This window comes from Curtobacterium sp. MCPF17_031, assembly GCF_003234035.1.
Classification (GTDB): Bacteria; Actinomycetota; Actinomycetes; order Actinomycetales; family Microbacteriaceae; genus Curtobacterium.
Genome location: NZ_QKSG01000002.1, coordinates 100,963 through 125,747, shown reverse-complemented (window position 1 = coordinate 125,747; position 24,785 = coordinate 100,963). Strand labels below are relative to the sequence as shown.

Genomic DNA, 24,785 nt, shown 5'->3' with positions numbered 1-24,785 from the left:
AGTGACGAACCCCTCGACCACCGCGGGACGGCGCTCGCCGCGAGTCCCGATCGTGGTCACGATCATCGTGCTGGCCGCACTGGTGATCGGCTTCTTCATCTTCGCCAGCCTCTACACCGACTACGCGTGGTTCACGCAGCTCGGGTTCGAGCGGGTCCTGACCACCAGGTGGCTCGCCGGGACGGCGATGTTCGTCGCCGGGTTCCTGGGCATGGCGGTCCCGGTGTGGCTGAGCATCACGCTCGCCTTCCGGTTCCGTCCGGTCTACGCGAAGCTCAACTCGCAGCTCGACCGCTACCAGCAGGTCATCGAACCGCTGCGCCGCGTCGTCATGCTCGGCATCCCCGCGGTGCTCGGCGTCTTCGCCGGTCTCGCGACGGCCCCGCGCTGGAGCATGGTGCTGGAGTACTTCAACCGCACGCCCTTCGGCAAGACGGACCCGCAGTTCGGTCTCGACATCGGCTTCTACGTCTTCGAGCTGCCGTTCTGGCGTGCCGTCGTGGCGTACTCGTCCGCGGTCGTCCTGATCGCCGGGCTCGCCGCCCTGGCCGCCACGTACCTGTACGGGGCGCTCCGCTTCGGTGGCCGCGAGGTCCGGATCTCGCGTGCCGCCCGTGTCCAGCTCGCTGTCACGGCAGGCGTCTACATCGCCCTGCAGGCAGCCAGCCTGTGGCTCGACCAGTACGCCGCGTTGACCAAGGACAACTCGCTGATCACCGGTGCGCAGTACACCGAGGTGAACGCGACCATCCCGGGTCGCGAGATCATGGCCGGCATCGCCGCGATCGTGGCGATCCTGTTCATCGTGACGGCGGTCATCGGCCGCTGGCGCATCTCGATCGTCGGCACGGGCCTGCTCCTGGTCGCGGCGATCGTCATCGGCGGCATCTACCCGTGGATCGTCCAGCGCCTCCAGGTCGCACCGAGTGAGCGGTCGTTCGAGTCGGCGTTCATCCAACGGAACATCGACGCCACCAGGGACGCCTACGACGTCGCGGGTGTCAAGGAACGCGACTACGACGCGACCACCACGGCGACGTCGGGTGCGCTCTCGGAGGACGCCCAGACCACCGCGAACATCCGCATCATCGACCCGAAGATCGTCGCGGACACGTACAGCCAGCTGCAGCAGTACCGGCAGTACTACCAGTTCCCGGACCAGCTGGACGTCGACCGCTACCAGGTCGACGGGAAGACCGAGGACACCGTCCTGGCCGTCCGCGACATCGACCTCGACGGGCTCGGCTCGTCGGCGACGCAGTACAACCGCACGTTCGTCTACACCCACGGCTACGGCGTCGTCGCGGCGTACGGCAACCAGCGTGCCAGCGACGGCAAGCCGGTCTTCATCGAGTCGGGCATCCCCGCCGGCGGCGACCTCGGCAAGTACCAGCCGCGCGTGTACTTCGGTGAGAACTCGCCCGCGTACTCGATCGTCGGGGCGCCGAAGGGCACCAAGGACGTCGAGCTGGACTACCCGTCCGGATCGGACGACAACGACGGCAACGCCACCACGACCTACGCGGCCGACGGTGGTCCGACGATCGGCAACTTCTTCAACCGTCTGGTCTACGCAGCCAAGTTCCAGTCCGAGCAGATCCTGCTCTCGAACGCCGTGAACGCGGACTCGCAGATCCTCTACGACCGTGACCCGGTGCAGCGCGTCGGCAAGGTCGCGCCCTACCTGAAGCTCGACAAGGACGCCTATCCGGCGATCGTCGACAACCGCATCCAGTGGGTCGTCGACGGGTACACCACGAGCAACGCGTACCCGTACTCGCAGAGCCAGAGCATGACGGACAGCATCAACGGCACCGACACCGGCAGCTTCCGCACCGACCAGGTGAACTACATCCGGAACTCGGTCAAGGCCACGGTCGACGCGTACACGGGCAAGGTCACGCTCTACGCCTGGGACACCACCGATCCGGTGCTGAAGACCTGGCAGAAGATCTTCCCGACGTCGCTGCAGCCGGTCTCCTCGATGAGCGCCGACCTGCTGTCGCACGTCCGCTACCCGACGGACCTCTTCAAGGTCCAGCGCAGCATCCTCGGCACCTACCACGTCACCAACGCCAACTCGTTCTACTCGGGCGACGACGCGTGGACGACCCCGGTCGACCCGACCTCGACGTCGACGAGCGCGGGTGACTCCGACTCGGCCGGCTCCGGCTCGGGGACGAACACGACCACGACGAACGCGCTCGGGACGCAGACCACCGCGACGAACCCGGATCAGCAGGACCCGTACTACCTGACGATGAAGGTCCCCGGCTCCGGCACGGCGTACTCGCTCTACAGCACGTACATCCCGAAGCAGAACTCGTCGTCGAACGCCCGGAACGTCCTGACCGGCTACCTGGCCGTCGGGTCGGACGCCAGTGGGGCGGGCAAGGGCAAGAAGGGCAAGGGCTACGGCAAGCTGACGCTGCTGACGATCCCGAAGACCGACAGCATCCCCGGACCGTCCCAGGTGCAGAACCTGTTCAACTCGGACCCGACCGTGTCGCAGGAGCTCAACATCCTGAAGCGCGGGAACAGCACGGTGAAGCAGGGCAACCTGCTGACCCTGCCGGTGGGCGGCGGCTTCCTGTACGTCCAGCCGGTGTACGTGCAGTCCACCTCGAGTGGTTCGTACCCGCTGCTGCAGAAGGTCCTGGTGGCCTTCGGCGACAAGATCGCGTTCGAGGACACCCTCGACCAGGCACTCGACGAGCTCTTCGGCGGCAACTCCGGGGCGGCCGCGGGTGACTCCGGTGCCGCATCCGGTTCCGGTTCGGACTCGGCGGACACCGGGTCGGGCACGTCGACCGGTGGCAGCTCGACCGGTGGCAGCTCCACCGGCGGTGCGACGGGTGGCGCCACGGGCGGTTCGTCCGCGGGCAGCACGGACCCCGACGTGCAGCAGGCGCTCTCCGACGCCGACAAGGCACTCCGGGCTCGCGAGCAGGCGTACGCCGACAACGACCTGGTCGCGGCGGCCGAGGCCGACAAGCAGCTGCAGGAGGCCATCGAGGCCGCCATCGCCGCGGAGGGCAGCAGCGCCCCGCAGGGCTGAACACGCCGAGCGGGGTGCTCGATTTGGCACCCCGCTCGGGTCCGTGTAGTGTTTTCCATGTGCCGCGGGGTGGAGCAGTTCGGTAGCTCGCTGGGCTCATAACCCAGAGGTCGTAGGTTCAAATCCTGCCCCCGCAACCAACGCGACACAAGAAGCCCCGGTCCTCACGGACCGGGGCTTCTTCGCGTTCACCGCAGACTTGGCTGGCCGTGTTCGCTGTCCGGGAGGCCCGGTGCCAGCTGGCACCGGGCCTCCTGTCCGTCACCGGGCCGAGTCGTGGCCTCGCGCTGTTCCTCAGCTCGTCGCGCGTGCGCCACGGACGCCGCGTCCGAGGACGTCGATGCGCGCGAGCTCGTCCGCGGACAGGGCCACCCCGGCGGCGGTGACGTTCTCCGCGACGCGCCGCGGGTTGCGCGACCCCGGGATCGGCACGATGTCGTCGCGCTGCGCGAGGATCCACGCGAGCGCGAGCTGGGAGAGCGAGATGCCCTTCTCGTCGGCGAGCTCCGTCAGGCCGTCGACGACCGCGGTGTTGGCGTCCCAGTGCTCGGGTGCCCACCACTCCAGCCACTGTCGGATGTCGTCCGCCGCGTACGCGCTCCGCGGCTGCACGGCTCCGCTGAGGAAGCCGCGCGCCAGGGGTGAGTACGCGACGAGGCCGATGCCGAGCTCGTCGACGACGGGGAACAGCTCCTCGGACTCGCGGGCGAAGACCGAGTACTCCGTCTGCAGCACGGAGATCGGATGCACCGAGTGTGCGCGGCGGATGTTCTCCGCGTCCGTGTTCGACAGCCCGAGGTAGCGGACCTTGCCGGCCTGCACGAACTCCTGCATGACGCCGACGACGTCCTCGACCGGTACCCGGGGGTCGTGCACGTGCTGGTAGAGCACGTCGATCGAGTCGGTACCGAGGTTGCGCAGGCTCGCGTCGACGACCTGCCGGATGTGGTCGAGCTGCGAGTTCGGGGCGAAGGTGTCGGGCGTGAAGCCGAACTTCGTCGCGATGGTGACCTCGTCGCGGATCGGTGCGAGGGCGGCGCCGAGCAGGCGTTCGCCCGTTCCCCACCCGTAGAGCTCCGCGGTGTCGAAGTGGGTCACACCGAGTTCGTGGGCGTGCCGGATCGCGGTGATCGACTCGGTGTCGTCGCCGGGCCCGTACGCGAAGGTCGTCCCCATCGCGCCGTAGCCGATCGCGCTGACGACGAGGCCCTGTCGTCCGAGTGTGCGTTGGTGCATGTCGTTCTCCTCTCGAGTGGATGTCTGTTGGCAGACTACGCCGATCCTGGCAGAGACTGTCAAGTGCGGCTCATCCTGTCATCGCGGTAGACTCGCACCATGAGCGAGACGACGACGCCGACGCGGAACGTGCTGCGCGACATCACGCGCGACGCCGTCCGGGCGCGCATCGCCGCGGTGGCCATCGCCCGCTTCGACGCGGACGGCTTCGACCGGGTCACCGTCGAGCAGGTGGCGGCCGAGGCAGGGATCTCGGCTCGGAGCTTCCACCGGTACTTCCCGGCCAAGGAGGACGCGGTCATCGGCGATCCGGCACGGCACCGAGACGCCCTCGCCGCGGCGTTCCGGGACCAGCCGGACGAGGAGCCCGTCTGGACGGCCCTGGGCGAGTCCTTCGCGACGATGCTCGTGCACGGCGGCGACGACCCGGAGACCGGACGTCGTTCCGTCCGGGTGATGACGAGCACACCGTCGCTCCGTGCGCGGAACCTGGAGAAGCACCAGGCGTGGGCCGAGGCGCTCACACCACTGGTCGCCGATCGTCTCCGCGGGACGGACACCGACCTGCGTGCGCGGACGATCGTGCAGGCGGCGCTCGCGTGCTTCGACGTGTCGATCACGACCTGGGCAACGGGCGACGACGACGTGGTCGCGATCCTGCGGCGTTCGTTCGACGTCCTCGACGTCCGGTGCTGACGGGCCGACGCCCAGCGCCGACGGGCCGACGCTCAGCACTGACGGGCCGACGTCCGGGGCTGTCGGGCGGACGTGCGGTTACCCTGACACCGTGACGACCCTGACGATCGCGGCAGCCCAGTTCGCCCCCGTGGACGACCCCGCGGCGAACCTCGAGACCGTGCGGGCGGCCGCGATCGACGCGGTGGACCGGGGCGCGCGGCTCCTGGTCACCCCCGAGTACACGTCGTACTTCACCCCGGAGATCGACGACCGGTTCGTCGCGGCAGCCCAACCACTCGACGGTCCGTTCGTGACGGGACTCCGCCGGATCGCGCGCAGCACCGGGATCGCGCTCGTGGTCGGCGTCGCCGAGGCGGGGGAGACCGCGGACCGCTTCCGCAACACCCTCGTGGCGATCGCTCCGGACGGTTCGCTCGTCAGCACGTACCGGAAGGTGCACCTCTACGACGCCTTCGGCTCCCGCGAGTCCGACCACATCGAGCCCGGCGACCCGGAGCAGCTGCCGGTGTTCACGTTCGACGGCGTCCGGGTCGGGCTGGAGACCTGCTACGACCTGCGCTTCCCCGAGGTCACGCGCCGCCTGGCGACGCCAGAGCACGGTGCTGCCGACGTGGTGGTCGTCCCGGCGGAGTGGGTGCGCGGGCCGGGCAAGGAGCACCACTGGCGGACGCTGCTCACGGCGCGGGCGATCGAGAACACGGTGTGGGTGCTCGGCGTCGGGCAGGCGCCGCCCGTCGGCGTCGGGGGATCGGTCGCACTCGACCCCACCGGCACCGCCGTCGCCGCGCTCGGGGCCGAGCCCGGGCTGCTGGTCACGACCGTCGACACCGCGGTCACCGAGCGCGTGCGGACCGTCAACCCGTCCCTGTCACTCCGCCGCTACGACGTGCGCGCGCGGGGCTGAGGGCGACAGCGCAGCCGGGCGACAGACCCCGGCGGGTCGCCGGGAGGCGCTCAGACAGCCGCCGGGAGCCCCGCCAGCCGGGCCACGGCCTCCTCGAGCACCGACCGCCGCTTGCAGAAGGCGAACCGGATGAGGGACCGGTACCCGTCGACGTGGTCGGGCCGGACGAACGCGGACACGGGCACACCGACGACGCCGGCGATCCCCGGGAGCTCCAGGCAGAGCGCCCGGGCGTCGTCGTACCCGAGGGGTGCCGCGTCCGCGATGACGAAGTAGCCGGCGTCCGGCCGGAGGACGTCGAAGCCGGCGGCGGCGAGGCCGTCGGCCAGGATCTCCTGCTTCGCCCCGAGATCGGCCGCGATGCCGGCGAACACCGCGTCGGGCAGTCGCAGCCCGGTGGCGATCGCCGGTTGGAACGGCGCCCCGTTGACGAACGTCAGGTACTGCTTGACGGTCGTGATGGCCTGGACCAGCGCCGGGGGAGCGGTGAGCCAGCCGATCTTCCACCCCGTCGTGTTGAAGGTCTTGCCGGCGCTGGAGATCGACACGGTCCGTTCGCGTGCCCCGGGGAGTGTGACCGGCGGGACGTGCGTGCCGGCGAACGTCAGGTGCTCGTAGACCTCGTCGGTGACGATGACCGCGTCGGACCGCTCGGCGAGCTCGACCACGGTGCAGAGGACCTCGACCGGCAGTACCCGACCGGTGGGGTTGTGCGGGGTGTTCACGAGGACGACGCGGGTACGGTCGGAGAACGCGGCACGCAGGTCCGCCTCGTCCGGCAGGAAGTCCGGGGCCCGGAGCGGGACGGTGACGTGCGTCGCACCGGCCAGGCGGATGAGGGCACCGTAGGCGTCGTAGAACGGCTCGAAGGTGATGACCTCGTCGCCGGGCTCGACCAGGGCGAGCAGGGTGGCGGCGAGGGCCTCGGTCGCGCCAGCGGTGACCAGGACCTCCCGGTCGGGATCGACGTCCAGGCCGTACCACCGTGCCTGGTGTTCCGCGACGGCAGCGCGCAGGTCCGGCGTGCCACGGCCCGGTGGGTACTGGTTCGTACCGGTGCGGATCGCGCGAACCGCGGCCTCCAGCACCTCGACCGGACCGTCCTCGTCGGGGAAGCCCTGCCCCAGGTTGATCGCCCCGGTCGCCGCCGCCAGGGCGCTCATCTCGGCGAAGACGGTCGGTGCCGGCACCCCGTCGGCTCCCAGGAGCATGGCGCCCTCGGCGGCTCGCAGCCACGGACCGGTCTGCCGCATGAGCGACCCCTCTCGACGTCGGGGCACCGGCCGGGAGGCGCGGCGCACGCTGGCCACCAACCTAGCGTCCGCCCCGTACCGGCCCGGGAGCCGCGGGCCTCCTGCGCGGACCGCGCACACAGCGGACGCATACGATCGGCTTGGCCACCTCGCAGGTGCGCCATCATGACCGCCCAGGTCGGTGGTGGAGACTGCAGGGGCTTGAAAGGAGCACGTCCAGCATGAGCGACACCACGCCCAACGGGCACGGCGACGACGACCGTCGCGACGAGACCACCGGTCCGGACGAGGCGAACGGCAGCCAGCACGGGCACCGCGACGCCGACGACACGGACGTGGTGGGGACGACTCCCGGAGCGGAGGGCGAGCACACGGTCGCCTCCGACCACCCGACCGAGCAGTACACGACCCCGTACCCGACCTTCGGCGGCGGGTCGTCCTCGGACGCCGACGCCACGGCGACCGCCGAGTACGGCCGGGCCGGGCACGACGCCCAGAACGGCTACGACGCTCAGGACGCGACGTACGGGCAGTACGGCCAGTACTCGCAGCAGGGTCAGTACGGGCAGCAGGGTCAGTACGGCCAGGACGCGCAGTACGGCCAGGACGCGCAGTACGGCCAGGGCCAGTACGGCCAGGGCCAGTACGGCGACGCGTCGCAGTACGGCCAGCAGGGTCAGTACGGCCAGACGTCGCAGTACGGCCAGTACGGCCAGCAGGGCCAGTACGGACAGCAGAGCCAGTACGGCCAGGACCGCCCACGCTACGGCGAGTACTCCGGCGCCGCGGCCCCGACCCCGTCGTCCGACCAGGCGCCCTCCTCCGCGACGAGCTCGTTCGGTGACGCCGCGGACCAGCAGCGTGCGAACGGCCACTACTTCTCCGGCGCTCCGGCGTCGACCGGCACCACCACCCGCGAGCGTCCCGGCCGCAACAGGCTCCTCCTGCCTGCCGTGGCGATCGCTCTGGTCGGCGGGCTCGTCGGCGGCGGCATCGTCTGGGCCGCCGACTCGGCCACCGACGGCAACGCCACCTCGAGTGGCTCCGGCACCTCGCAGAGCGGCGGGAACCTGACCGTCAACGACTACGACTCGGCCACCGTCGTGACCGCGGTCGCCGCGAAGGCCACTCCCTCCGTCGTCACGATCAACGTCTCGGCGAGCAGCGAAGCTGGCACCGGTTCCGGCGTCATCCTGAACAAGGACGGCTACATCGTCACGAACACCCACGTGGTGACGCTCGACGGCGACAGCTCGAGCGGCACCATCTCGGTGACGACCTCGAACGGCCGCGTCTACAAGGGCAAGCTCGTCGGCACCGATCCGACGGTGGACCTCGCGGTCATCAAGATCGACGCGCCGGACCTCACCCCGATGGACTTCGCCGACTCGTCGAAGCTCAACGTCGGTGACACCGCCGTTGCGATCGGTGCTCCGCTGGGGCTGTCGAACACCGTCACGGACGGCATCGTCTCGACCTTGAACCGCAGCATCCAGGTGACGTCGAGCGACCCGAACGCGGGCGGCGACTCGAACGAGGGCCAGGGCAACAACGGCAACGGCCCGTTCGACTTCTGGGGCAACGGCGACAACGGCAGCAGTTCCTCGGCGAGCACCACGGTGTCCCTGCCGGTGATCCAGACCGACGCGTCGATCAACCCCGGCAACTCGGGCGGTGCGCTGCTCGACGACAAGGGCCGGCTGATCGGCATCAACGTCGCCATCGCCAGCGCCGGCAGCTCGAGCTCGTCGAGCGCCCAGTCGGGCAGCATCGGCGTCGGGTTCTCGATCCCGTCGAACCTGGTGAAGCGCGTCGCGTCCGAGATCGTCGACAACGGCAAGGCCACGCACGGCCTGCTCGGTGCATCGGTCGGTGACGCGACGGAGGACGCCAACGCCTCGCAGGTCGGCGCCCTCATCAAGTCGGTCGTCTCCGGTGGTGCGGCCGCCGACGCCGGGCTGCAGAAGGGCGACGTCGTCACGAAGCTCGGCGACGCCACGATCGCCGACGCGACGGACCTCACGGCCCAGGTCCGCTTCTTCGCCGGTGGTGCCACGACGAAGGTCACCTACGTCCGCAACGGGGAGACCCGGACCGCCGACGTCCAGCTGGGGACCTACGACAGCTCGAAGTGACCCGGCCGATCCCATGACGGGAGGCCCGCCACCAGTCCGGTGGCGGGCCTCCCGTCCGTCCGGGGCACGGACGGGACCGGGCAGCACCGCCGGACCGGCTCGACGGGACCGGCTCCGCGGCCTCGGTCCAGGGGGCGGCCAGGTGCCCGCCGCGGGTGCTTGATAGGCTCGGTCCGCTCTGCGGGGCGGCCCCACCGGGTCGTGTCGCGCCCGCCGGACCCCGAGGATCACATGCAGCACGACGGACAGGCCCTGCCGGGTGTCTCCTACGTCATGCCCGTCCTCAACGAGGTGACCGAGGTCCGCGCCGCGGTGGGCAGCCTGCTCGACCAGGACTACACCGGGCCGTTCGAGGTCATCCTTGCCCTGGGTCCGTCGATCGACGGCACGAACGAACTCGTCGCCGAGATGAGCGCCGCCGACCCGCGGATCCGGGCGGTCGACAACCCCGTCGGGTCGACGCCCGCCGGTCTCAACGTCGCGATCCGTGCCTCCGAGCACCCGATCGTGGTGCGGGTCGACGCGCACAGTGTCCTTCCTCCCGACTACACGCGCATCGCCGTCCGGACCCTGCAGGAGTCCGGAGCCGACAACGTCGGCGGCATCATGCGAGCCGAGGGGCGGACGCCGTTCGAGCAGGCCGTGGCCCTCGCCTACGGCAGCCGCGTCGGCCTCGGTGGGACCCCGCACCACGTCGGTGGACAGGCGGGCCCCGCTGAGACGGCGTACCTCGGGGTGTTCCGACGTGAGCGCCTGTTCGCGGTCGGTCTCTTCGACGAGGGCATCAAGCGCGGGCAGGACTGGGAGCTCAACCGGCGCCTCCGGACCACGGGCGGCACGGTCTGGTTCACGCCGGAGCTCGTCGTCACCTACCGGCCGCGGCCGAGCCTGAAGCGTCTGGTGCGTCAGTTCGTGGCCACCGGTCTCTGGCGCGGCGAACTGGCACGACGGTTCCCGGCCGGCAACGGGCTGCGCTACTTCGTCCCGCCGCTGATGGTCGTGGCCGTCGCCCTCGGGCTGGTCGCCGGACTCGTCGGTGTCGTCGGGGCGGTCCTGGGCTCGCCGCTGGCGTGGGCGATGACCGGGTTCGCGATCCCGGCGGTCTACCTGCTCTTCGTCGTCGTCGGTGCCCTCGCGGTGTCGCGGCGATCGGTGCCGGCGACGCGGGCGTGGCTGCTCGTCGTGCTGCCGTGCATCCACGTCGGCTGGGGTGTCGGCTTCATCATCGGGTTCCTGACGCGGACCTCCGATCTGACCACGCACACGGGACGGTGACCGACATGGCCGACGACGACCTCGGGAACGGCGGCGAGCCGGACCCCCGCGACGCCCGCGGGTTCACCCGCCCGACCTCGATCGCCGAACTGCGGGCGGTCGCCCAGCCGGACGAGGTCCGTGCGCGTGCCAACGCCGAGCACTGGACGGCCTCGCTCTACCTGCGGGACGTCTCGCCGTACCTGACGTCGGTGCTGCTGCACACCCGGGTCAGCGCGAACCAGGTCACCGGCCTGATGATCCTGGTCGGGTGGTCCACCGCGGCCGCGCTGCTCATCCCGGGCATCTGGGGTGCGCTGCTCGCGCTCGTGCTCGGGCAGCTGCAGATGCTCGTCGACTGCTCCGACGGCGAGGTCGCCCGATGGCGCGGGACCCGTTCCCCGGCCGGCATCTTCCTCGACAAGGTCGGGCACTACACGACCGAGGGGCTCATCCCGATCGCACTCGGCGTCCGGGCGGCGACGTGGCCGATCCACGGCGCCGACTGGATGTGGACGACGATCGGCTGCGCCCTCGGCCTGGTCATCGTCCTCAACAAGGCCCTCAACGACATGGTGCACGTGGCGCGTGCGCACGGCGGCATGGAGAAGCTCGCCGACCGGCGCGACGGGGTCACCGCGCCGTCGGGCGCCCGGCTCGCGACGCTCCGCCGCGTCGCCCGCTTCCTGCCGTTCCACCGGCTGTACCACTCGGTCGAACTGACGATCATCACGTTCGTCGTCGCCCTGCTGGCGCTCGTCATCGGACACCCGCTGGCCGACCGGATCCTGGTCGGGGCGCTCCTGCCGCTCGCCGTCCTCGCGACCGCCGGGCACTTCCTGGCGATCATGTCGTCGAAGCGGGTCCGCGCGTGAGGCCCGGCACGCTCCGTCGGGGCGCGGTGCCGCACCGCGACCGACCGCGCGTCGCCGTGGTGAGCCTGTCACAGGGCAACCGACCCGAGGACCTGCGCCGGGGCCTCGAGAGCGTGCTCGCGCAGCAGGGCGTCGAGCTCGACGTGGTCTGCGTCGGCAACGGGTGGCAGCCGGTCGGACTTCCCGAGGGCGTCCGGGCGCTCGCCCTGCCGGAGAACCTCGGCATCCCCGCTGGCCGGAACGCCGGTGCCGCCGAGGTCGACGGTGACTACGTGTTCTTCCTCGACGACGACGCCTCGGTCCCGTCACCGACGTTCCTCCGCGACGCCATCGCGCTGTTCGAGCACGACCCGTCGCTCGGGCTGGTGCAGCCACGGGTGGTCGACCCGACCGGGTCGGCGAACCCCCGACGCTGGGTGCCCCGGATCCGGAAGGGCGACCCGGAGCAGAGCTCACCGGTGTTCTCCGTCTGGGAGGGCGCCGTCGTCCTGCCGATGGACGTCTGGCGGGCGGTCGGCGGTTGGGGAGCCGAGTACTTCTACGCGCACGAGGGCATCGAACTCGCGTGGCGGGTCTGGGACGCCGGACGACGCACCTGGTACGCGGGTGAGCTCGTCGCGAACCACCCGGCGATCGACCCGGCGCGTCACCGCGAGTACGTCCGCCTCAACGCCCGGAACCGGGTGTGGCTGGCGCGGCGCAACCTGCCCGCCGCGCTCCGGCCCCTGTACGTCGGCAGCTGGGCCGCGATCCAGGTGCTGCGCTGGTGGCGGTCGCCGCGGCGGCTCGCGACCTGGTTCGGTGGCGTCGCCGAGGGGTGGCGCACCGACTGCGGGCCGGTCCACGTGATGGGCTGGCTGACGATCGGCCGGATGACGCTGGCCGGCCGCCCACCCGTCGTCTGACAGGGTCGGGACGGACGGGAGGCGCGCCTCCCGTCCGTCCCGGACCGCACCGAACGACCTGTCCGACCCACCGCCCAGGAGCACAGCATGGCCATCGTCAAGGACGCCCGTACCGCGATCCGGCTCGCGCAACGGCTGTGGCGGTCGCGGCGGACGCGGTCGCAGCTGGCCGGTCGGTTGCCCTCGATGCCGATGCCGGCACCGGGGACCGTCGAGATCGCGGTCTACTTCGCCGACGGCCCGGTGAACATGTACCAGATCCGCCAGTGGTACGGCCCGCTCGCCGAACTGGCCCGGCACCGTGGGGTGGCGATCCTGTCCCGCAGCCCCGGAGCGATGCTGGTGTTGGCGGACGAGTCACCCGTCCCCGTCGTCTACGCCCGGCAGGTGGTCGACCTCGAGCGCTTCGTCGCCGAGCAGGCGCCGAAGGTGGTGCTCTACGTCAACCAGAACGCCCGCAACTTCCAGATGATGCGGTACGGGCGGATGTGGCACGTCTTCGTCAACCACGGCGAGAGCGACAAGATGTACATGACGACGAACCAGTTCAAGGCCTACGACGCTGCGCTGATCGCCGGCGACGCGGCCCGGGACCGGCTCGCCGACGCGCTCTGGGACTACGACCTGGACGCCCGGACGATCGCGATCGGTCGGCCTCAGGCGGACCACTTCGCCGGCGAGCCACCGTACCCGGCGGACGACCGCACCGTCGTGCTGTACGCACCGACCTGGGAGGGCGACCGTCCCGCGGCCGCCTACGGGTCGATCGCCAGCCACGGCACGACGATCGCCGAGCAGGTCCTGGCGTCGGCACGACACCGGCTGGTGTACCGGCCGCACCCTCGGAGCGGTGTGCTCGACGCGGACTACCGGGCGGCCCACCAGCGGATCGTCGCCGCCATCACGGCCGCGAACGCCGCCGACCCGTCGGCGCGCCACGTGTACGACGACGGGCCGACGCTGGGCTGGCAGCTCGCCGGGGCCGACGTGGCGATCACCGACATCAGCGCGATGATCTACGACCGCCTGGCCGTGGGCAAGCCCCTGATCGTCACCCGACCGGTGTCGCCCGAGGCCGACGTCGACGAGCGCGGCTACCTGGGTGACGCGAACTGGCTGCGGGCGGAGGACGCCGGGGACGTCGTGGCGCGAGTGGACCGCGCCGCCACGGACGCGGACGAACTGGCCCGGCTCCGTCACTGGGTGGAGCGGTACTTCGGGGACACCACGCCGGGCGTCGCCACGGCGCGTTTCCACGACGCGATCGACCGGCTCGTCGCACGCTGGCACGAGGTCGCGCGCGCCCGATCGGCCGACTGACCACTGGCGTGCGGCGGCGTCGCCCGTGCCGGCGTCGCCCGTGTCGGCGCCGCACGGGTGCTCGGGTGCCCCGGGCCGGGTACCCGGTCACGGGGCGAGCCCGGGGCCGGCGAGCGACATCCGCCACAGGAACTCCGTGCGGTCCGGTCGGCGCCACCGGACGATGACGACACCGGTCTCGTCCGCGCCGGCGCCGAAGACGGCCAGGGACAGGCCGCGCCCCGGCTCGAGGCGTCGGACGACGAGCGGTGGCGAGTAGCCGGTGCCGAGGTGGGTGAGGGAGATCCCGTCGAGGGTCTCGGTACTGGTGTTGACCAGTTCGTAGCGGCGTGGAGCGGCTGATCGGTCGATGGAGAAGGGAACCGGGTAGGCGGTGGTGGGGTGGTGCATGGGGAGCACGTTAGGGGTGGGGTCCGACGTCGGGACCCCCGGGGAGCCCTCGGGGACCCGGGGCTGTGGAGCGTGCTGCGGAGGTGCTCGGTTGTGGAGGAGTGGGCGTCAGACGCCGTGGTCCGCGTTGTACCGCTCGAGGGCCTCGTCGATGGGTCCGTCGAACTGCAGTCGGCCACCGTCGAGGTACAGGCCCCGGTCACAGAACCGGCGCAGGTCCTTGTCGTTGTGCGAGACGAAGAACAGCGTCCGGCCGCCCGCCAGGAGCTCCTCGATCCGCTTGTAGCACTTCTCGCGGAACTTCTTGTCGCCCACGGCCAGGACCTCGTCGACCAGGATCACCGGCTCGTCCAGCCGGGAGATGACGGCGAAGGCGATCCGCACCTTCATGCCGCTCGACAGGTGCTTGTAGGGGGTGTCGACGAAGTCCGCGATCTCGGCGAACGCGATGATCTCGTCGAAGGCAGCGCGGATCTCGGCCCGCGACATGCCGTGCAGCCCCGCGGTCAGGTAGACGTTGTCCCGCACCGTCAGGTCGCCGACGAACCCACCGGTGATCTCGATCAGCGGCGCGACACCGGCCCCGACGTGCACACGGCCCTCGTCCGGCAGCATCACCTGGGCGACGAGCTTGAGGAGCGTCGACTTGCCCTGCCCGTTCCGTCCGACGACGCCGATGGCCTCGCCGGGACGGACGTCGAACGACACGTTCCGGAGCGCCCAGAACTCGTCCGCCTTCCGCCGGCGCTGTCCCCGGCCGAAGAGGTCCTTGAAGCTCCGGCTGGCACGGCGGTTCCGTTTGAAGCGGATCCCGGCGTCGGTCACGGAGATCACCGGCGCGGTGGCGCGAGCGGTCGTCACGGGTTCGGTCGTGGCCATCACAGCTCCTTGAGGACGCGGTGCTCGCTCCGACGGAACACCACGAGCCCGATGACGAGGACGATGCCCGTGACGACGACCGACGCGAGCACCTCCTTCCAGTCCAGCTGCCCGGGGAAGAACGCCGAGCGGTAGATGCCGAAGATCCCGCTCAACGGGTTGATCGCCGCGAGGTCGTGCAGGGCCTCCGGCAACGCCTGCGTGCCGTAGATGATCGGGGATGCGTAGAACAGGAAGCGCAGGACGAGCTTGACCGCGCGTTCGAGGTCGCGGAAGAAGACCACGAGCGGTGCCACGATGAGCCCGAGACCGTAGACCAGCGCGACCTGCAGGACGATCGCGAGCGGCCACAGCACGACCTGCCAGTGCAGGTGGGCACCGGTGGCGATGACGAATACCGCGAGCACCGGGATGCTCAGCAGGAACTCGATGCCCTTCGACGCGTCGATCCGGGCGACCCAGATGCTCCGCGGGATCGTCGTCGAGCGGATCAGCTTGGCTTCCTTGATGAAGGCCCGGGTCGAGTCCGACACGGCCCCGGTGAACCACATCCAGGGCAGCAGCGCGGTGAGCAGGAAGACGATGTACGGCTCCTCGCCCACCTTGCCGCGGTGGAACACCTGGGTGAAGACGAACCAGTAGATGGCCGACATCACCAGCGGGTCGAGGATCGACCAGAAGTACCCGAGCGCCGACGTCGAGTACCGCACACGCAGGTCGCGCACCGTCAGCAGCCAGAGGGCCTGGCGGTACCGACGACCGGAACCACGCTGAGCCACCGGCGTCGCGGCGACGACGGTGGTCTGCGTCTGCGCGTCAGTCATGGGTTCCCTCCGGCCGGGACCGCGCCGAGGGGCGGGCCACCCGGGCCGGTGGGCCGGACCGGGGGATCCTGACCGGGCTCAGGCGAACAGGTCGTTCGCGCGCTGCAGGTCCTCGGCGAAGTCGATCTCGACCGCGTACAGGTCGGAGATGTCGATCGGCGTCCAGCGTAGCCCGTCCTCGGCGATGGCAGCCTCGATGCCGCCCTCGAAGTACTCCTGGTCGTCGACCCGGCCGAGCTGGCGGATCAGCGCCTGCTTGTCGGCTGCGGAGACGTAGTTGATGCCCACGGCTTCACCCAGGCCACCGACGACCTTCTTCGAGAGCTTCGCGATGAAGCCCTCGGCGTCGACCGTGTACTTGACCTCTTCGTCGGAGACCTTCTCGGTGTTGACGCTGACGAACGACCGACCCTCGTCGATCATGTCGGCGGCACGGACGAGGGCCATCGGGTCGAAGACCACGTCGCCGTTCATCCAGAGGACGCCGCTCTTGCCGGTCGCCTTGAGTGCCCGGAGCAGGCTCTTCGAGGTGTTCGTGGAGTCGTAGGACTCGTTGTAGACGAAGTTCGCCTCGGGGAAGGCCTCGACGATGTACTCCGACTTGTAGCCGACGACGATCGTGACCCGCGCGCTGGACCCGAAGGCGGCACGGATGTTGTCGAACTGCTGCTGCATGATGGTGCGGCCGTCGCTGAGCTCGGTGAGCGGCTTCGGCAGGCTGCGCCCGAGGCGGCTGCCCATCCCCGCTGCGAGGATGACGATCTGCGTGGTCATGCTTGTCCCTTCCGGTGTCCGCCTGCGCCCGGTCCGCCCGCGAGGGTGGAGGTTCCGGTCCGCACTGGGGACACGTCGAGCGTGTCCTGACGGGCACTTCGATACGGCTTTCCTGAATACTGCTCGCACCGCGTTCGAGTTGGCCGGGAGTCGCGTGATCCGGAGCGACGAACGCCCGGTCCAGCAACCGCTCCGGGAGCGCTGCGGGCAGGTTTCCGAGTGGTGAACACTCCGTCGTGTCTCGGTGAATGATACGGAACCACCCGGTGCCGGGGTACGGGCCGGGCAGCATCGTGTTCAATTCGTGACCCGGTCGGACACGGCTCAGCGAGCGGTCGGAACCGTTGGTACGGTTGGCCTCGTGTCGGCAGGAACAACGGGAAACGACGACGTCTACAGCACGTCGGACGCGACGTGGACGGCCGACGCGGACGACGACGGCACGACCGTCGCCCTGGGGACGGGCGACGACGACCACGACGACACGGGGGACACGGGTGCGTACGGCGCGCTCGCGGGTGACGACATGACGGACGACAGGACCGGCTCGGAGACGACGGCGGGGGCGGGCGTCCTGCCCGCCGGGTCGCCGTCGAGCACGACGTCACAGCCTCGCCAGGGGAAGAAGCGGGACAAGCGTTCCGGCCGGGCGACCCGGCCGCAGGGCGCGGCCCGGACGGGCGACGAGCCGGACGGCCGGGAGGCCCGGGGTGGTTCCGGCACGTCGGCATCCCGGGGCGGCACGGGCGGCTCGGCTGGCACGGGCGGCGCGCCCGGCTCGACCACGACGAAGCGCCCCACCGGTCGGCCGAACGTGCCGCAGCAGCCCGTCGTGCTCCGCGCCGACGGCCTCGTCAAGCGGTACGGCCAGACGCTCGCCGTGGACGACGTCGACCTGGAGATCCGGAAGGGCTCGATCTTCGGGGTCGTCGGCCCGAACGGCGCCGGCAAGACGACGACGCTCTCGGTCCTCACGGGCCTCCTGCGCCCGGACGCCGGCACCGTGACCGTGCTGGACCACGACGTCTGGGCCGACCCGATCGCCGCCAAGCGGGCGATGGGCGTCCTGCCGGACCGGCTCCGCCTGTTCGACCGCCTGACCGGCGCGCAGATGCTCTTCTACTCGGCGACGCTGCGCGGACTCGACGGCAAGACCGCTCGGAGCCGCAGTGCGGACCTGGCCGAGGCGTTCGGCCTCGGCGACGCCCTCGGTCGACCGGTCGCGGACTACTCGATGGGCATGGCGAAGAAGATCGCCCTCGCCGCCACGCTCATCCACTCGCCGCGCGTGCTGGTGCTCGACGAACCGTTCGAGTCCGTCGACCCGGTCAGCGCGACGACCATCACCGACATCCTGCGGCGCTACACCGCGGGCGGCGGCACCGTCGTGCTCTCCAGTCACTCGATGGAACTCGTCCAGCGCACGTGCGACTCCGTGGCGATCATCGTCGGCGGCAAGGTCCTGGCCGCCGGCACCATGGCGCAGGTCCGCGGTCGTCGGAGCCTCGAGGACAAGTTCGTCGAACTCGCCGGCGGTCGTCCCGTCGCAGAGAGCATGGAATGGTTGCACAGCTTCTCCGGCTGAGGGCCGACCTGCTCGCGGGCGAGGTCCGCGGTGGGGCGCGTCGTTCGGCCGCCGTGGTCGTCGGCAGCCTGGCCGCCCTGGTCGTCGTCCTCTGGGCAGCGACCGTCCTCGGCGGGCTCCGCGCCGGCGACCCGGTCGCCGCCCGGACGACCGTGGTCCTGGTCGGCACGGCGGTGGCCCTCGGGTGCACCCTCGTGCCGTTCGCCGTCGGTGTCGCCGACCAGTTCGACCCGCGGCGTTTCGCCGCCTTCGGGATCGGGCAGCGCGACCTGGCCGTCGGGCTCGGTGTCGCCGGGCTCCTGGGCGTCCCGGTCGTCGCGGTCGCCGTGCTCGCCGTCGCGCAGGTCGTCACCTGGAGCCGTGGTGCCGGCCCGGCCCTCCTGGCCGTCGTCGCCGCGGTGCTCGTGCTCGCCACCACGGCCCTGCTCATCCGGGTCGGCAGCACGCTCGGCGCGCTGGCGTTCGCCGGCCACCGCGCCCGCGAGGCCACCTGGCCCGTGGTGCTCGTCGGACTCGTGCTGCTCGTCCCGTCCGTCTCGCTCCTGCTCCGGACCGACCGGCTCGACCCGGCCGGACCCGGACTGCAGCGACTCGCCGACATCGCCGGGTGGACGCCGTGGGGTGCAGCGTGGGCCGTGCCCGCCGACGCCGCCACCGGCCACGTCGGGACGGCGGTCGCCCGGCTGCTCGTGGCGCTCGTCGTCGTCGGGCTGCTCGGCCTGGCCTGGTGGGCACTGGTCGGTCGCGTGCTCGTCACGGTCCCGCGTCCGCTCCGTGCGCGCCGACACCGCGCGCTGGGCTGGTTCGACCGGCTCGGCTCGACCCCGTTCGGCGCCGTCGCGGCCCGGGCGCTGACGTACTGGACCCGCGACCCGCGGTACCGCAGCTCGTACCTGATCCTGGCGTTCGTGCCGATCGTGGTGCTGCCGCTCGGAGTGGCCGGGGTGCCCTGGGCGTGGACGGCCCTCGTGCCGCTGCCGCTGATGGCCCTGATCGCCGGGTTCCTGCCGCACAACGACGTCTCCTACGACAACACCGCGGTGTGGTTGCACGTCGCCTCCGGCGCTCCGGGCTGGACCGACCGCCTCGGCCGTCTGGTGCCGCTCATCGTCGTCGGCGTGCCACTGCTGGTCGCCGGGGCTGCGGTGTCCGCCTGGCTGTACGGCGACATGGCCGCGTTCCCGCTGCTCGTGGCGGTGTCGGCCAGCGGGTTGCTCGGCGGGCTCGGCCTGTCGAGCATCGTCTCGGTCGCACTGCCGTACCCGACCGTCCGACCGGGTGACCACCCGTTCCACCAGCCGCAGGCCGCGGGGGCGACGGCGACCGTCGCGCAGACCCTGATGGTCATCGGCACGGTGCTCTGCATGGTGCCGGCCGGGTGGCTCGGCGTGCGCGCGCTCATCGGCGCGGAGGACCCGTCGCTGACGCTCGTCCTCGGTGTCGGGATCGGCGTCGGCGTGGTCGTCCTGGTGCTCGGCGTCGTCGTCGGAGGCGCGGTGTTCGACCGACGTGGCCCGGACCTCCTGGCCGCCGCGCAGCGGAACTGACCCACCGCAGCCGGTCCGCCCGCGCACTGCAGCCGCTCCGCCCACAGCGTGACCGATCGGCCGACGGACCCGGCGGTGACGACGTACCCTGGTGACATGAGCACGACGGAACCCGGTGGTGGCGGCCTCGATGTGATGGACCGCGAACTCGAGAAGCTCCTGGAAGAGGAGGCGATCGAGCCCGGCGACCACGAGCGCTTCTCGCACTACGTCAAGAAGGACAAGATCCTCGAGTCTGCCCTGACCGGCAAGGCCGTCAAGGCCCTGTGCGGCAAGAAGTGGATCCCGGGCCGGGACCCCGAGAAGTTCCCGGTCTGCCCGGACTGCAAGGCGATCTACGAGAAGATGAAGTCCGAGTGACCCCCGCCGACGCCGCTCAGACGAGCAGCGTCGGGATGGCCGGGTCGCCCCGACCGATCCGCTCGGCATCGGCCGGCAGTTCCGCCTTCGCGCGCTTGTGGTGGGCCCGAGCGGCCTCGACCCCGGCGGATCCGAGGAACGCCGGATCGACCTCGCCGTGCGTGACGACGGGGACGAGCAGGTCCCGCTCGTCCGGGCCGACGGACCCGGAGGTCAGCACGACCTCCGCCGTCGCGATGCCGTTCCGCAGACGACGGCCGGCCTCCTTCCGTCCGCCGACCGACGCCTTGTCGGCGGACTTCTTCGCCACCGGCACCCACTCGCCCGCGGGGGAGTGGTGTGCGACGAGCTTGAAGACCATGCCCGCGGCCGGGTGCCCCGACCCGGAGACGACCGACGTGCCGACGCCGTAGGAGTCGACCGGTGCGGCACGGAGTGCGGCGATCGTGTACTCGTCCAGGTCGTTGGTCACCGTGATCTTCGTCGCGGTCGCGCCGAGCCGGTCGAGCTGCGCGCGCACCGACGCGACGACCGACGGCAGGTCACCGCTGTCGATGCGGACCGCGCCGAGCTTGCCGTCGGTCAGGCGGACGGCCGTCTCGACCGCCGCCTCGATGTCGTACGTGTCGACGAGCAGGGTCGTACCGCTGCCGAGCGCGTCGAGCTGGGACCGGAACGCGGCCTCTTCCGAGTCGTGCAGGAGCGTGAACGCGTGCGCCGCGGTGCCCATCGTCGGGATGCCCCAGGTCCGGCCGGCCTCCAGGTTGCTCGTCGCACCGAAGCCCGCGATGTAGGCGGCCCGGGCGGCGGCGACGGCGTTCCACTCACCGGTCCGACGCGAGCCCATCTCGGCGAGCGGGCGCCGGTCGGCGGCGGACACCATGCGCGCGGCGGCGGAGGCGATGGCGGAGTCGGCGTTGAACACGCTGAGCGCCAGGGTCTCGAGCATCACGGCCTCGGCGAAGGTGCCCTCGATCTGCAGCACGGGGGAGTTCGGGAAGAAGACCTCGCCCTCGCGGTACGCACGGACGTGCCCGCTGAACCGGTAGTCGGCGAGCCACCGGGCGGTGCCCTCGTCGATGACGCGGCGGTCCCGGAGGAACCCGATCTCCTCGTCGCCGAACCGGAACTCGGTCAGCTGGGTGAGGAAGCGTCCGAGGCCCGCGGCGACGCCGTACCGGCGCCCGTCCGGCAGTCGTCTCGCGAAGACCTCGAAGACGCAGCGGCGGTCGGCGGTGCCGTCCTTCAAGGCGGCGTCGACCATGGTGAGTTCGTACTGGTCCGTCAGGAGCGCGGTGGTCACCCCTCCGACGATAGTCACGACCGGTACCGGAACGCACGGCTCGGGGCAGGAGAGCGTCCCCGGCGGTCCGTGTCGGACTGGAGGCCCGGAGCACGCCCGCAGGGTCGGCGCGCGTCGGTACGCTGGTCACCGTGACGGATGCACCGATCGGAGTCTTCGACAGCGGCGTCGGCGGGCTGACGGTGGCCCGGGCGATCATCGACCAGCTGCCCCGCGAGAGCATCCGCTACGTCGGGGACACGCTGCACTCGCCGTACGGCCCGAAGCCCATCGCCGACGTCCGCCGCTACGCACTCGAGGTCATGGACGACCTCGTCGACCAGGGCGTCAAGGCGCTCGTCATCGCGTGCAACACCGCGAGTTCCGCCGTCCTCCGCGACGCCCGTGAACGCTACGAGCAGGCGTACGGCATCCCCGTCGTCGAGGTCATCCAGCCCGCCGCGCGGGCCGCCGTCAAGCAGACCCGCACCGGCCGCATCGGGGTCATCGGCACCATCGGCACCATCGCGTCCCGTGCCTACGAGGACGCCTTCGCGGTGGCCGCGGACGTGACCCTCACCACCGCCGCGTGCCCCCGCTTCGTCGAGTTCGTCGAGGCCGGGGACACCTCGTCCGCCCGGCTCCGCGAGGTCGCCGCGGGCTACCTCGCACCCGTGCGGGCCGCCGGGGTCGACACGCTGGTCCTCGGTTGCACGCACTACCCGCTCATGTCCGCCGCGATCCAGTACGTCATGGGGCCGGACGTCACGCTGGTCTCGAGCGCCGAGGAAACCGCGAACGACGTCTACCGCCGACTGGTCGAACACGGTCTGGAACGCACCGGCACCGAACCGCCGGAGTACTCGTTCGAGGCCACCGGTGCCGACGAGGCCGGGTTCGTCCGCCTGGCCCGCCGGTTCCTCGGCCCCGAGGTCGCGACCGTCGGCCACCTCGAGACCGGCTCCATCACGCTACCGCGCACCCTGCGCTGACCATGCCCCACGCCGCCGCCCGGCGGACGCACGACGACCGGACCACCCGCACCGAGCCTCCAGGCCGGACCGAGAGGAACACCATGAACGCCACCGACGGCACCGTCCGCATCGACGGCCGGACCACCACCGACCACCGACCCGTCACCATCGAACGCGGCTGGAGCACCCAGGCCGAGGGCAGCGCGCTCATCTCGTTCGGCAACACCCGGGTGCTCTGCACCGCCTCGTTCACCAACGGGGTTCCACGCTGGATGGCCGGCAAGGGCACCGGCTGGGTCACCGCCGAGTACTCGATGCTCCCGCGGTCCACGAACGAGCGCATGCAGCGTGAGTCGATCAAGGGCAAGGTCGGCGGGCGCACGCACGAGATCTCCCGGCTGATCGGCCGTTCGCTGCGCGCCGTCGTCGACATGAAGGGGCTGGGCGAGAACACCCTCGTGCTCGACTGCGACGTGCTGCAGGCCGACGGCGGCACCCGCACCGCGTCGATCACCGGCGCCTACGTGGCGATGGTCGACGCGATCGAGTGGGGTCGCGAGCGTGGCTTCATCGGCAAGAAGGCGACGCCGCTCACCGACAGCGTGCAGGCGATCTCCGTCGGCATCGTCGGGGGTGTGCCGATGCTCGACCTGGCCTACGAAGAGGACTCGCGCGCCGACACCGACATGAACATCGTCACGACCGGGTCGGGCAAGTTCATCGAGGTGCAGGGCACCGCCGAGCACGCGCCGTTCGACCGCCAGGAGTTGGACGCGTTGCTCGAACTCGGGCTGGCTGGGAACGCGTCGCTCGCCGCGGTGCAGCGCACGGCACTGGGGCTGGCATGACCGCGGCGACGGCGGACGGCACCGCCCGGACCGTCGTGCTGGCCACGCACAACCAGGGCAAGGTCGTCGAACTGCGTGAGATCCTCGGTTCGGCCCTGGGCGACGGCGTGACGCTCTCGTCCTACGACGGGCCCGAACCCGTCGAGGACGGTGACACCTACGCGGCGAACGCGCTCATCAAGGCACGGGCCGCGGTCGCCCACACCGGACTGCCGGCCCTGGCGGACGACTCCGGCATCGCGGTCGACGCGCTCGACGGAGCACCCGGCATCCACTCCGCCCGGTACGCCGGCACCCGGGTGGACGCCGACAACATCGCGCTGCTGCTGCAGAACCTGGACGGTGTGGTCGAGCGCACCGCGGCGTTCGTCTGCGCCGCCGCGTTCGTCACGCCCTCCGGCGTCGAGCACGTGTTCGAGGCCGTCTGGAACGGCGAGGTCCGCACCGAGCCGATCGGGGACGGCGGACACGGCTACGACCCGGTGTTCCAGCCGGACGACGCGGACCGCTCGGCGGCGCAGCTGACCCGGGCGGAGAAGAACGCGCTGAGCCACCGGTCGAAGGCCTTCCGGGGCATCGCACCGATCGTCCGCGAGTGGTTCGACGGCGAGACGCCGCGGGCGTAGGCGCGCCTGGCGCTGGCGCTGGCGCTGGTGCTGGCGCCGATCGGCAGCGCACTACGGAAACCGGCTCGAACCACGGGATTGCGTGGTTCGAGCCGGTTCGTGTTGTGCGGGTCCCGCTCGCGCCGGGCGGGCGCTGCGGGCTACGGCTGCTCGGGCTCGCGCTGCTTGGCCTTGCGGGCGTTCCGGAAGTAGGTGATCGCGGCGGGGACCACGGTGACGACGACCGCCGCCAGCAGGATCACGTCGATGTAGTTGCGCACGAGGTACGCCACGGCCGGGATGTACCCGAGGAAGTAGCCGAGGAACGTGACGCCCACGCCCCAGATGACCGCTCCGACCGCGTTGTAGAGCGAGTACTTCTTGTAGTTCATCCGGCCGACACCGGCCGCGATCGGTGCGAACGTCCGGACGACGGGGACGAAGCGCGCGAGGATCACCGCGAGGGCGCCGTACCTGTGGAAGAACGCGTTCGTCCGGTCGACGTTCGCCTTCGAGAACAGACCGCTGTCCTTGCGCTCGAAGATCGGCGGACCGGCCTTCTTGCCGATGTAGTAGCCGAGCTCGCCGCCGAGGAACGCCGCTGCGCCGATCATCAGCGCGACGACCCAGATCGGGATCCCGCCGATCTGGCCGTCGCGGTCGAAGGCGAACAGGCCCGTGATGACGAGCAGGCTGTCGCCGGGGAAGATGAAGCCGACCAGCAGCCCGGTCTCGGCGAAGATGATCGCGCAGACGATGAGCACGGCGAACGCCCCGAAGTGGTCGAGGATGTACTGCGGATCCAGCCAGGGGATCAGGGCGAGTGCGACGGAGTGCATGGTTCTTCCGGTCGGCGGGCGAGGGCGGGTGGAGCACCCGCCGGACCGAGGCTACCGTGCAGGCGTGTCCGGGCCGTCCGTCGGGAGGGTGACGTGCGGAGCGGCCTCGAGCACCGTCCTCGGGGACACTCGGTGCGGAAGGAGGGACTCGAACCCTCACGCCGGAGCACAGGAACCTAAATCCTGCGTGTCTACCAATTCCACCACTCCCGCTGGCCGACCCAGTGTACGCAGCGGGC

Annotated in this window: 22 protein-coding genes and 2 tRNA genes; 15 read left to right on the top strand and 9 right to left on the bottom strand. The window is 71.1% G+C overall.

Annotated features, from left to right (window positions below; translation table 11 throughout):
• The first annotated feature begins 1 nt into the window (after position 1).
• Both DEJ31_RS03625 and DEJ31_RS03620 read left to right on the top strand, forming a co-directional pair.
• Positions 2-3,058 (top strand): UPF0182 family protein, encoded by a 3,057-nt coding sequence (locus DEJ31_RS03625; RefSeq protein WP_258366127.1) that lies wholly within the window; start codon positions 2-4, stop codon positions 3,056-3,058.
• A 63-nt stretch (positions 3,059-3,121) separates the two neighbouring features.
• Positions 3,122-3,198 (top strand) — tRNA-Met (locus DEJ31_RS03620).
• A gap of 154 nt (positions 3,199-3,352) precedes the next feature.
• On the opposite strand, the gene DEJ31_RS03615 is transcribed toward DEJ31_RS03620, so the two are convergent.
• Complete coding sequence (locus DEJ31_RS03615; RefSeq protein ID WP_111121229.1) at positions 3,353-4,294, bottom strand: aldo/keto reductase; 942 nt, start codon at positions 4,292-4,294, stop codon at positions 3,353-3,355.
• Positions 4,295-4,393: 99 nt separating this feature from the next.
• Between DEJ31_RS03615 and DEJ31_RS03610 the strand changes: the two genes are divergently transcribed.
• Together DEJ31_RS03610 and DEJ31_RS03605 are read left to right on the top strand one after the other, a co-directional pair.
• Positions 4,394-4,990, top strand: a complete 597-nt coding sequence (locus DEJ31_RS03610) for a TetR family transcriptional regulator (protein WP_111121228.1) — start codon at positions 4,394-4,396, stop codon at positions 4,988-4,990.
• A 91-nt stretch (positions 4,991-5,081) separates the two neighbouring features.
• A complete protein-coding gene (locus tag DEJ31_RS03605; RefSeq protein ID WP_111121227.1) occupies positions 5,082-5,897 on the top strand; it encodes a carbon-nitrogen hydrolase family protein in 816 nt (271 codons plus the stop codon).
• A 50-nt stretch (positions 5,898-5,947) separates the two neighbouring features.
• Here the strand turns inward: DEJ31_RS03605 and DEJ31_RS03600 are convergent, their stop codons facing one another.
• Positions 5,948-7,150 (bottom strand): aminotransferase class I/II-fold pyridoxal phosphate-dependent enzyme, encoded by a 1,203-nt coding sequence (locus DEJ31_RS03600; protein WP_111121226.1) that lies wholly within the window; start codon positions 7,148-7,150, stop codon positions 5,948-5,950.
• Positions 7,151-7,371: 221 nt separating this feature from the next.
• Between DEJ31_RS03600 and DEJ31_RS03595 the strand changes: the two genes are divergently transcribed.
• From DEJ31_RS03595 to DEJ31_RS03575, 5 genes are all read left to right on the top strand, one after another.
• The gene (locus tag DEJ31_RS03595) at positions 7,372-9,285 is read left to right on the top strand and encodes a S1C family serine protease (protein ID WP_111121225.1); all 1,914 of its coding nucleotides are present in this window, start codon (positions 7,372-7,374) and stop codon (positions 9,283-9,285) included.
• Positions 9,286-9,516: 231 nt separating this feature from the next.
• Positions 9,517-10,560 carry a glycosyltransferase family 2 protein gene (locus DEJ31_RS03590; RefSeq protein WP_110903251.1) on the top strand — a complete coding sequence of 348 codons (1,044 nt, stop codon included), beginning with the start codon at positions 9,517-9,519 and terminating at the stop codon, positions 10,558-10,560.
• A 5-nt stretch (positions 10,561-10,565) separates the two neighbouring features.
• The gene (locus tag DEJ31_RS03585) at positions 10,566-11,414 is read left to right on the top strand and encodes a CDP-alcohol phosphatidyltransferase family protein (RefSeq protein WP_111121364.1); all 849 of its coding nucleotides are present in this window, start codon (positions 10,566-10,568) and stop codon (positions 11,412-11,414) included.
• Positions 11,411-12,319, top strand: coding sequence for a glycosyltransferase family 2 protein (locus DEJ31_RS03580; protein ID WP_258366126.1), 909 nt, complete (start codon positions 11,411-11,413; stop codon positions 12,317-12,319). The genes DEJ31_RS03585 and DEJ31_RS03580 overlap by 4 nt, the downstream gene beginning before the upstream one ends.
• Before the next feature lie 87 nt (positions 12,320-12,406).
• Positions 12,407-13,639, top strand: a complete 1,233-nt coding sequence (locus tag DEJ31_RS03575; RefSeq protein ID WP_111121224.1) for a CDP-glycerol glycerophosphotransferase family protein — start codon at positions 12,407-12,409, stop codon at positions 13,637-13,639.
• Between the two features lie 87 nt (positions 13,640-13,726).
• Here the strand turns inward: DEJ31_RS03575 and DEJ31_RS03570 are convergent, their stop codons facing one another.
• The 4 genes from DEJ31_RS03570 to DEJ31_RS03555 all read right to left on the bottom strand — a co-directional run bounded on the left by DEJ31_RS03570 (position 13,727) and on the right by DEJ31_RS03555 (position 16,506).
• On the bottom strand, positions 13,727-14,029 hold the full coding sequence (locus DEJ31_RS03570) for a hypothetical protein (protein WP_110903249.1): 303 nt from the start codon (positions 14,027-14,029) through the stop codon (positions 13,727-13,729).
• Positions 14,030-14,137: 108 nt separating this feature from the next.
• Complete coding sequence (locus DEJ31_RS03565; protein WP_110903248.1) at positions 14,138-14,908, bottom strand: ABC transporter ATP-binding protein; 771 nt, start codon at positions 14,906-14,908, stop codon at positions 14,138-14,140.
• Positions 14,908-15,732 (bottom strand): ABC transporter permease, encoded by an 825-nt coding sequence (locus DEJ31_RS03560; RefSeq protein WP_111044676.1) that lies wholly within the window; start codon positions 15,730-15,732, stop codon positions 14,908-14,910. The genes DEJ31_RS03565 and DEJ31_RS03560 overlap by 1 nt, the downstream gene beginning before the upstream one ends.
• 78 nt (positions 15,733-15,810) lie before the next feature.
• Positions 15,811-16,506: an NTP transferase domain-containing protein gene (locus tag DEJ31_RS03555; RefSeq protein ID WP_110903246.1), complete on the bottom strand. Its 696-nt coding sequence runs from the start codon at positions 16,504-16,506 to the stop codon at positions 15,811-15,813.
• 361 nt (positions 16,507-16,867) lie between these two features.
• Between DEJ31_RS03555 and DEJ31_RS03550 the strand changes: the two genes are divergently transcribed.
• The 3 genes from DEJ31_RS03550 to DEJ31_RS03540 all read left to right on the top strand — a co-directional run bounded on the left by DEJ31_RS03550 (position 16,868) and on the right by DEJ31_RS03540 (position 19,998).
• Entirely contained in the window at positions 16,868-18,091 is a 1,224-nt protein-coding gene (locus tag DEJ31_RS03550; protein ID WP_258366125.1) for an ABC transporter ATP-binding protein, read from the top strand.
• Positions 18,067-19,638 carry an ABC transporter permease gene (locus tag DEJ31_RS03545; protein ID WP_146236698.1) on the top strand — a complete coding sequence of 524 codons (1,572 nt, stop codon included), beginning with the start codon at positions 18,067-18,069 and terminating at the stop codon, positions 19,636-19,638. Before DEJ31_RS03550 ends, DEJ31_RS03545 begins: the two co-directional genes overlap by 25 nt.
• A 96-nt stretch (positions 19,639-19,734) precedes the next feature.
• Positions 19,735-19,998: a DUF3039 domain-containing protein gene (locus tag DEJ31_RS03540; RefSeq protein WP_110823714.1), complete on the top strand. Its 264-nt coding sequence runs from the start codon at positions 19,735-19,737 to the stop codon at positions 19,996-19,998.
• A gap of 16 nt (positions 19,999-20,014) precedes the next feature.
• Here DEJ31_RS03540 and DEJ31_RS03535 read toward each other — a convergent pair whose 3' ends face one another.
• Positions 20,015-21,301 (bottom strand): nicotinate phosphoribosyltransferase, encoded by a 1,287-nt coding sequence (locus tag DEJ31_RS03535; RefSeq protein WP_110903244.1) that lies wholly within the window; start codon positions 21,299-21,301, stop codon positions 20,015-20,017.
• 131 nt (positions 21,302-21,432) lie between these two features.
• Here DEJ31_RS03535 and murI point away from each other — a divergent pair, with 131 nt between their 5' ends.
• The 3 genes from murI (at position 21,433) to rdgB (ending at position 23,728) form a co-directional block, all read left to right on the top strand.
• Positions 21,433-22,272, top strand: coding sequence for a glutamate racemase (murI, locus tag DEJ31_RS03530; protein ID WP_110903243.1), 840 nt, complete (start codon positions 21,433-21,435; stop codon positions 22,270-22,272).
• An 83-nt stretch (positions 22,273-22,355) separates the two neighbouring features.
• Positions 22,356-23,102, top strand: a complete 747-nt coding sequence (rph, locus tag DEJ31_RS03525; RefSeq protein ID WP_110903242.1) for a ribonuclease PH — start codon at positions 22,356-22,358, stop codon at positions 23,100-23,102.
• Positions 23,099-23,728, top strand: a complete 630-nt coding sequence (gene rdgB / locus DEJ31_RS03520; RefSeq protein WP_110903241.1) for an RdgB/HAM1 family non-canonical purine NTP pyrophosphatase — start codon at positions 23,099-23,101, stop codon at positions 23,726-23,728. Before rph ends, rdgB begins: the two co-directional genes overlap by 4 nt.
• A 140-nt stretch (positions 23,729-23,868) precedes the next feature.
• Here the strand turns inward: rdgB and DEJ31_RS03515 are convergent, their stop codons facing one another.
• Both DEJ31_RS03515 and DEJ31_RS03510 read right to left on the bottom strand, forming a co-directional pair.
• On the bottom strand, positions 23,869-24,546 hold the full coding sequence (locus DEJ31_RS03515) for a DedA family protein (protein ID WP_110903240.1): 678 nt from the start codon (positions 24,544-24,546) through the stop codon (positions 23,869-23,871).
• 133 nt (positions 24,547-24,679) lie between these two features.
• A tRNA-Leu gene (locus DEJ31_RS03510) sits at positions 24,680-24,759 on the bottom strand.
• Between the last annotated feature and the right edge of the window lie 26 nt (positions 24,760-24,785).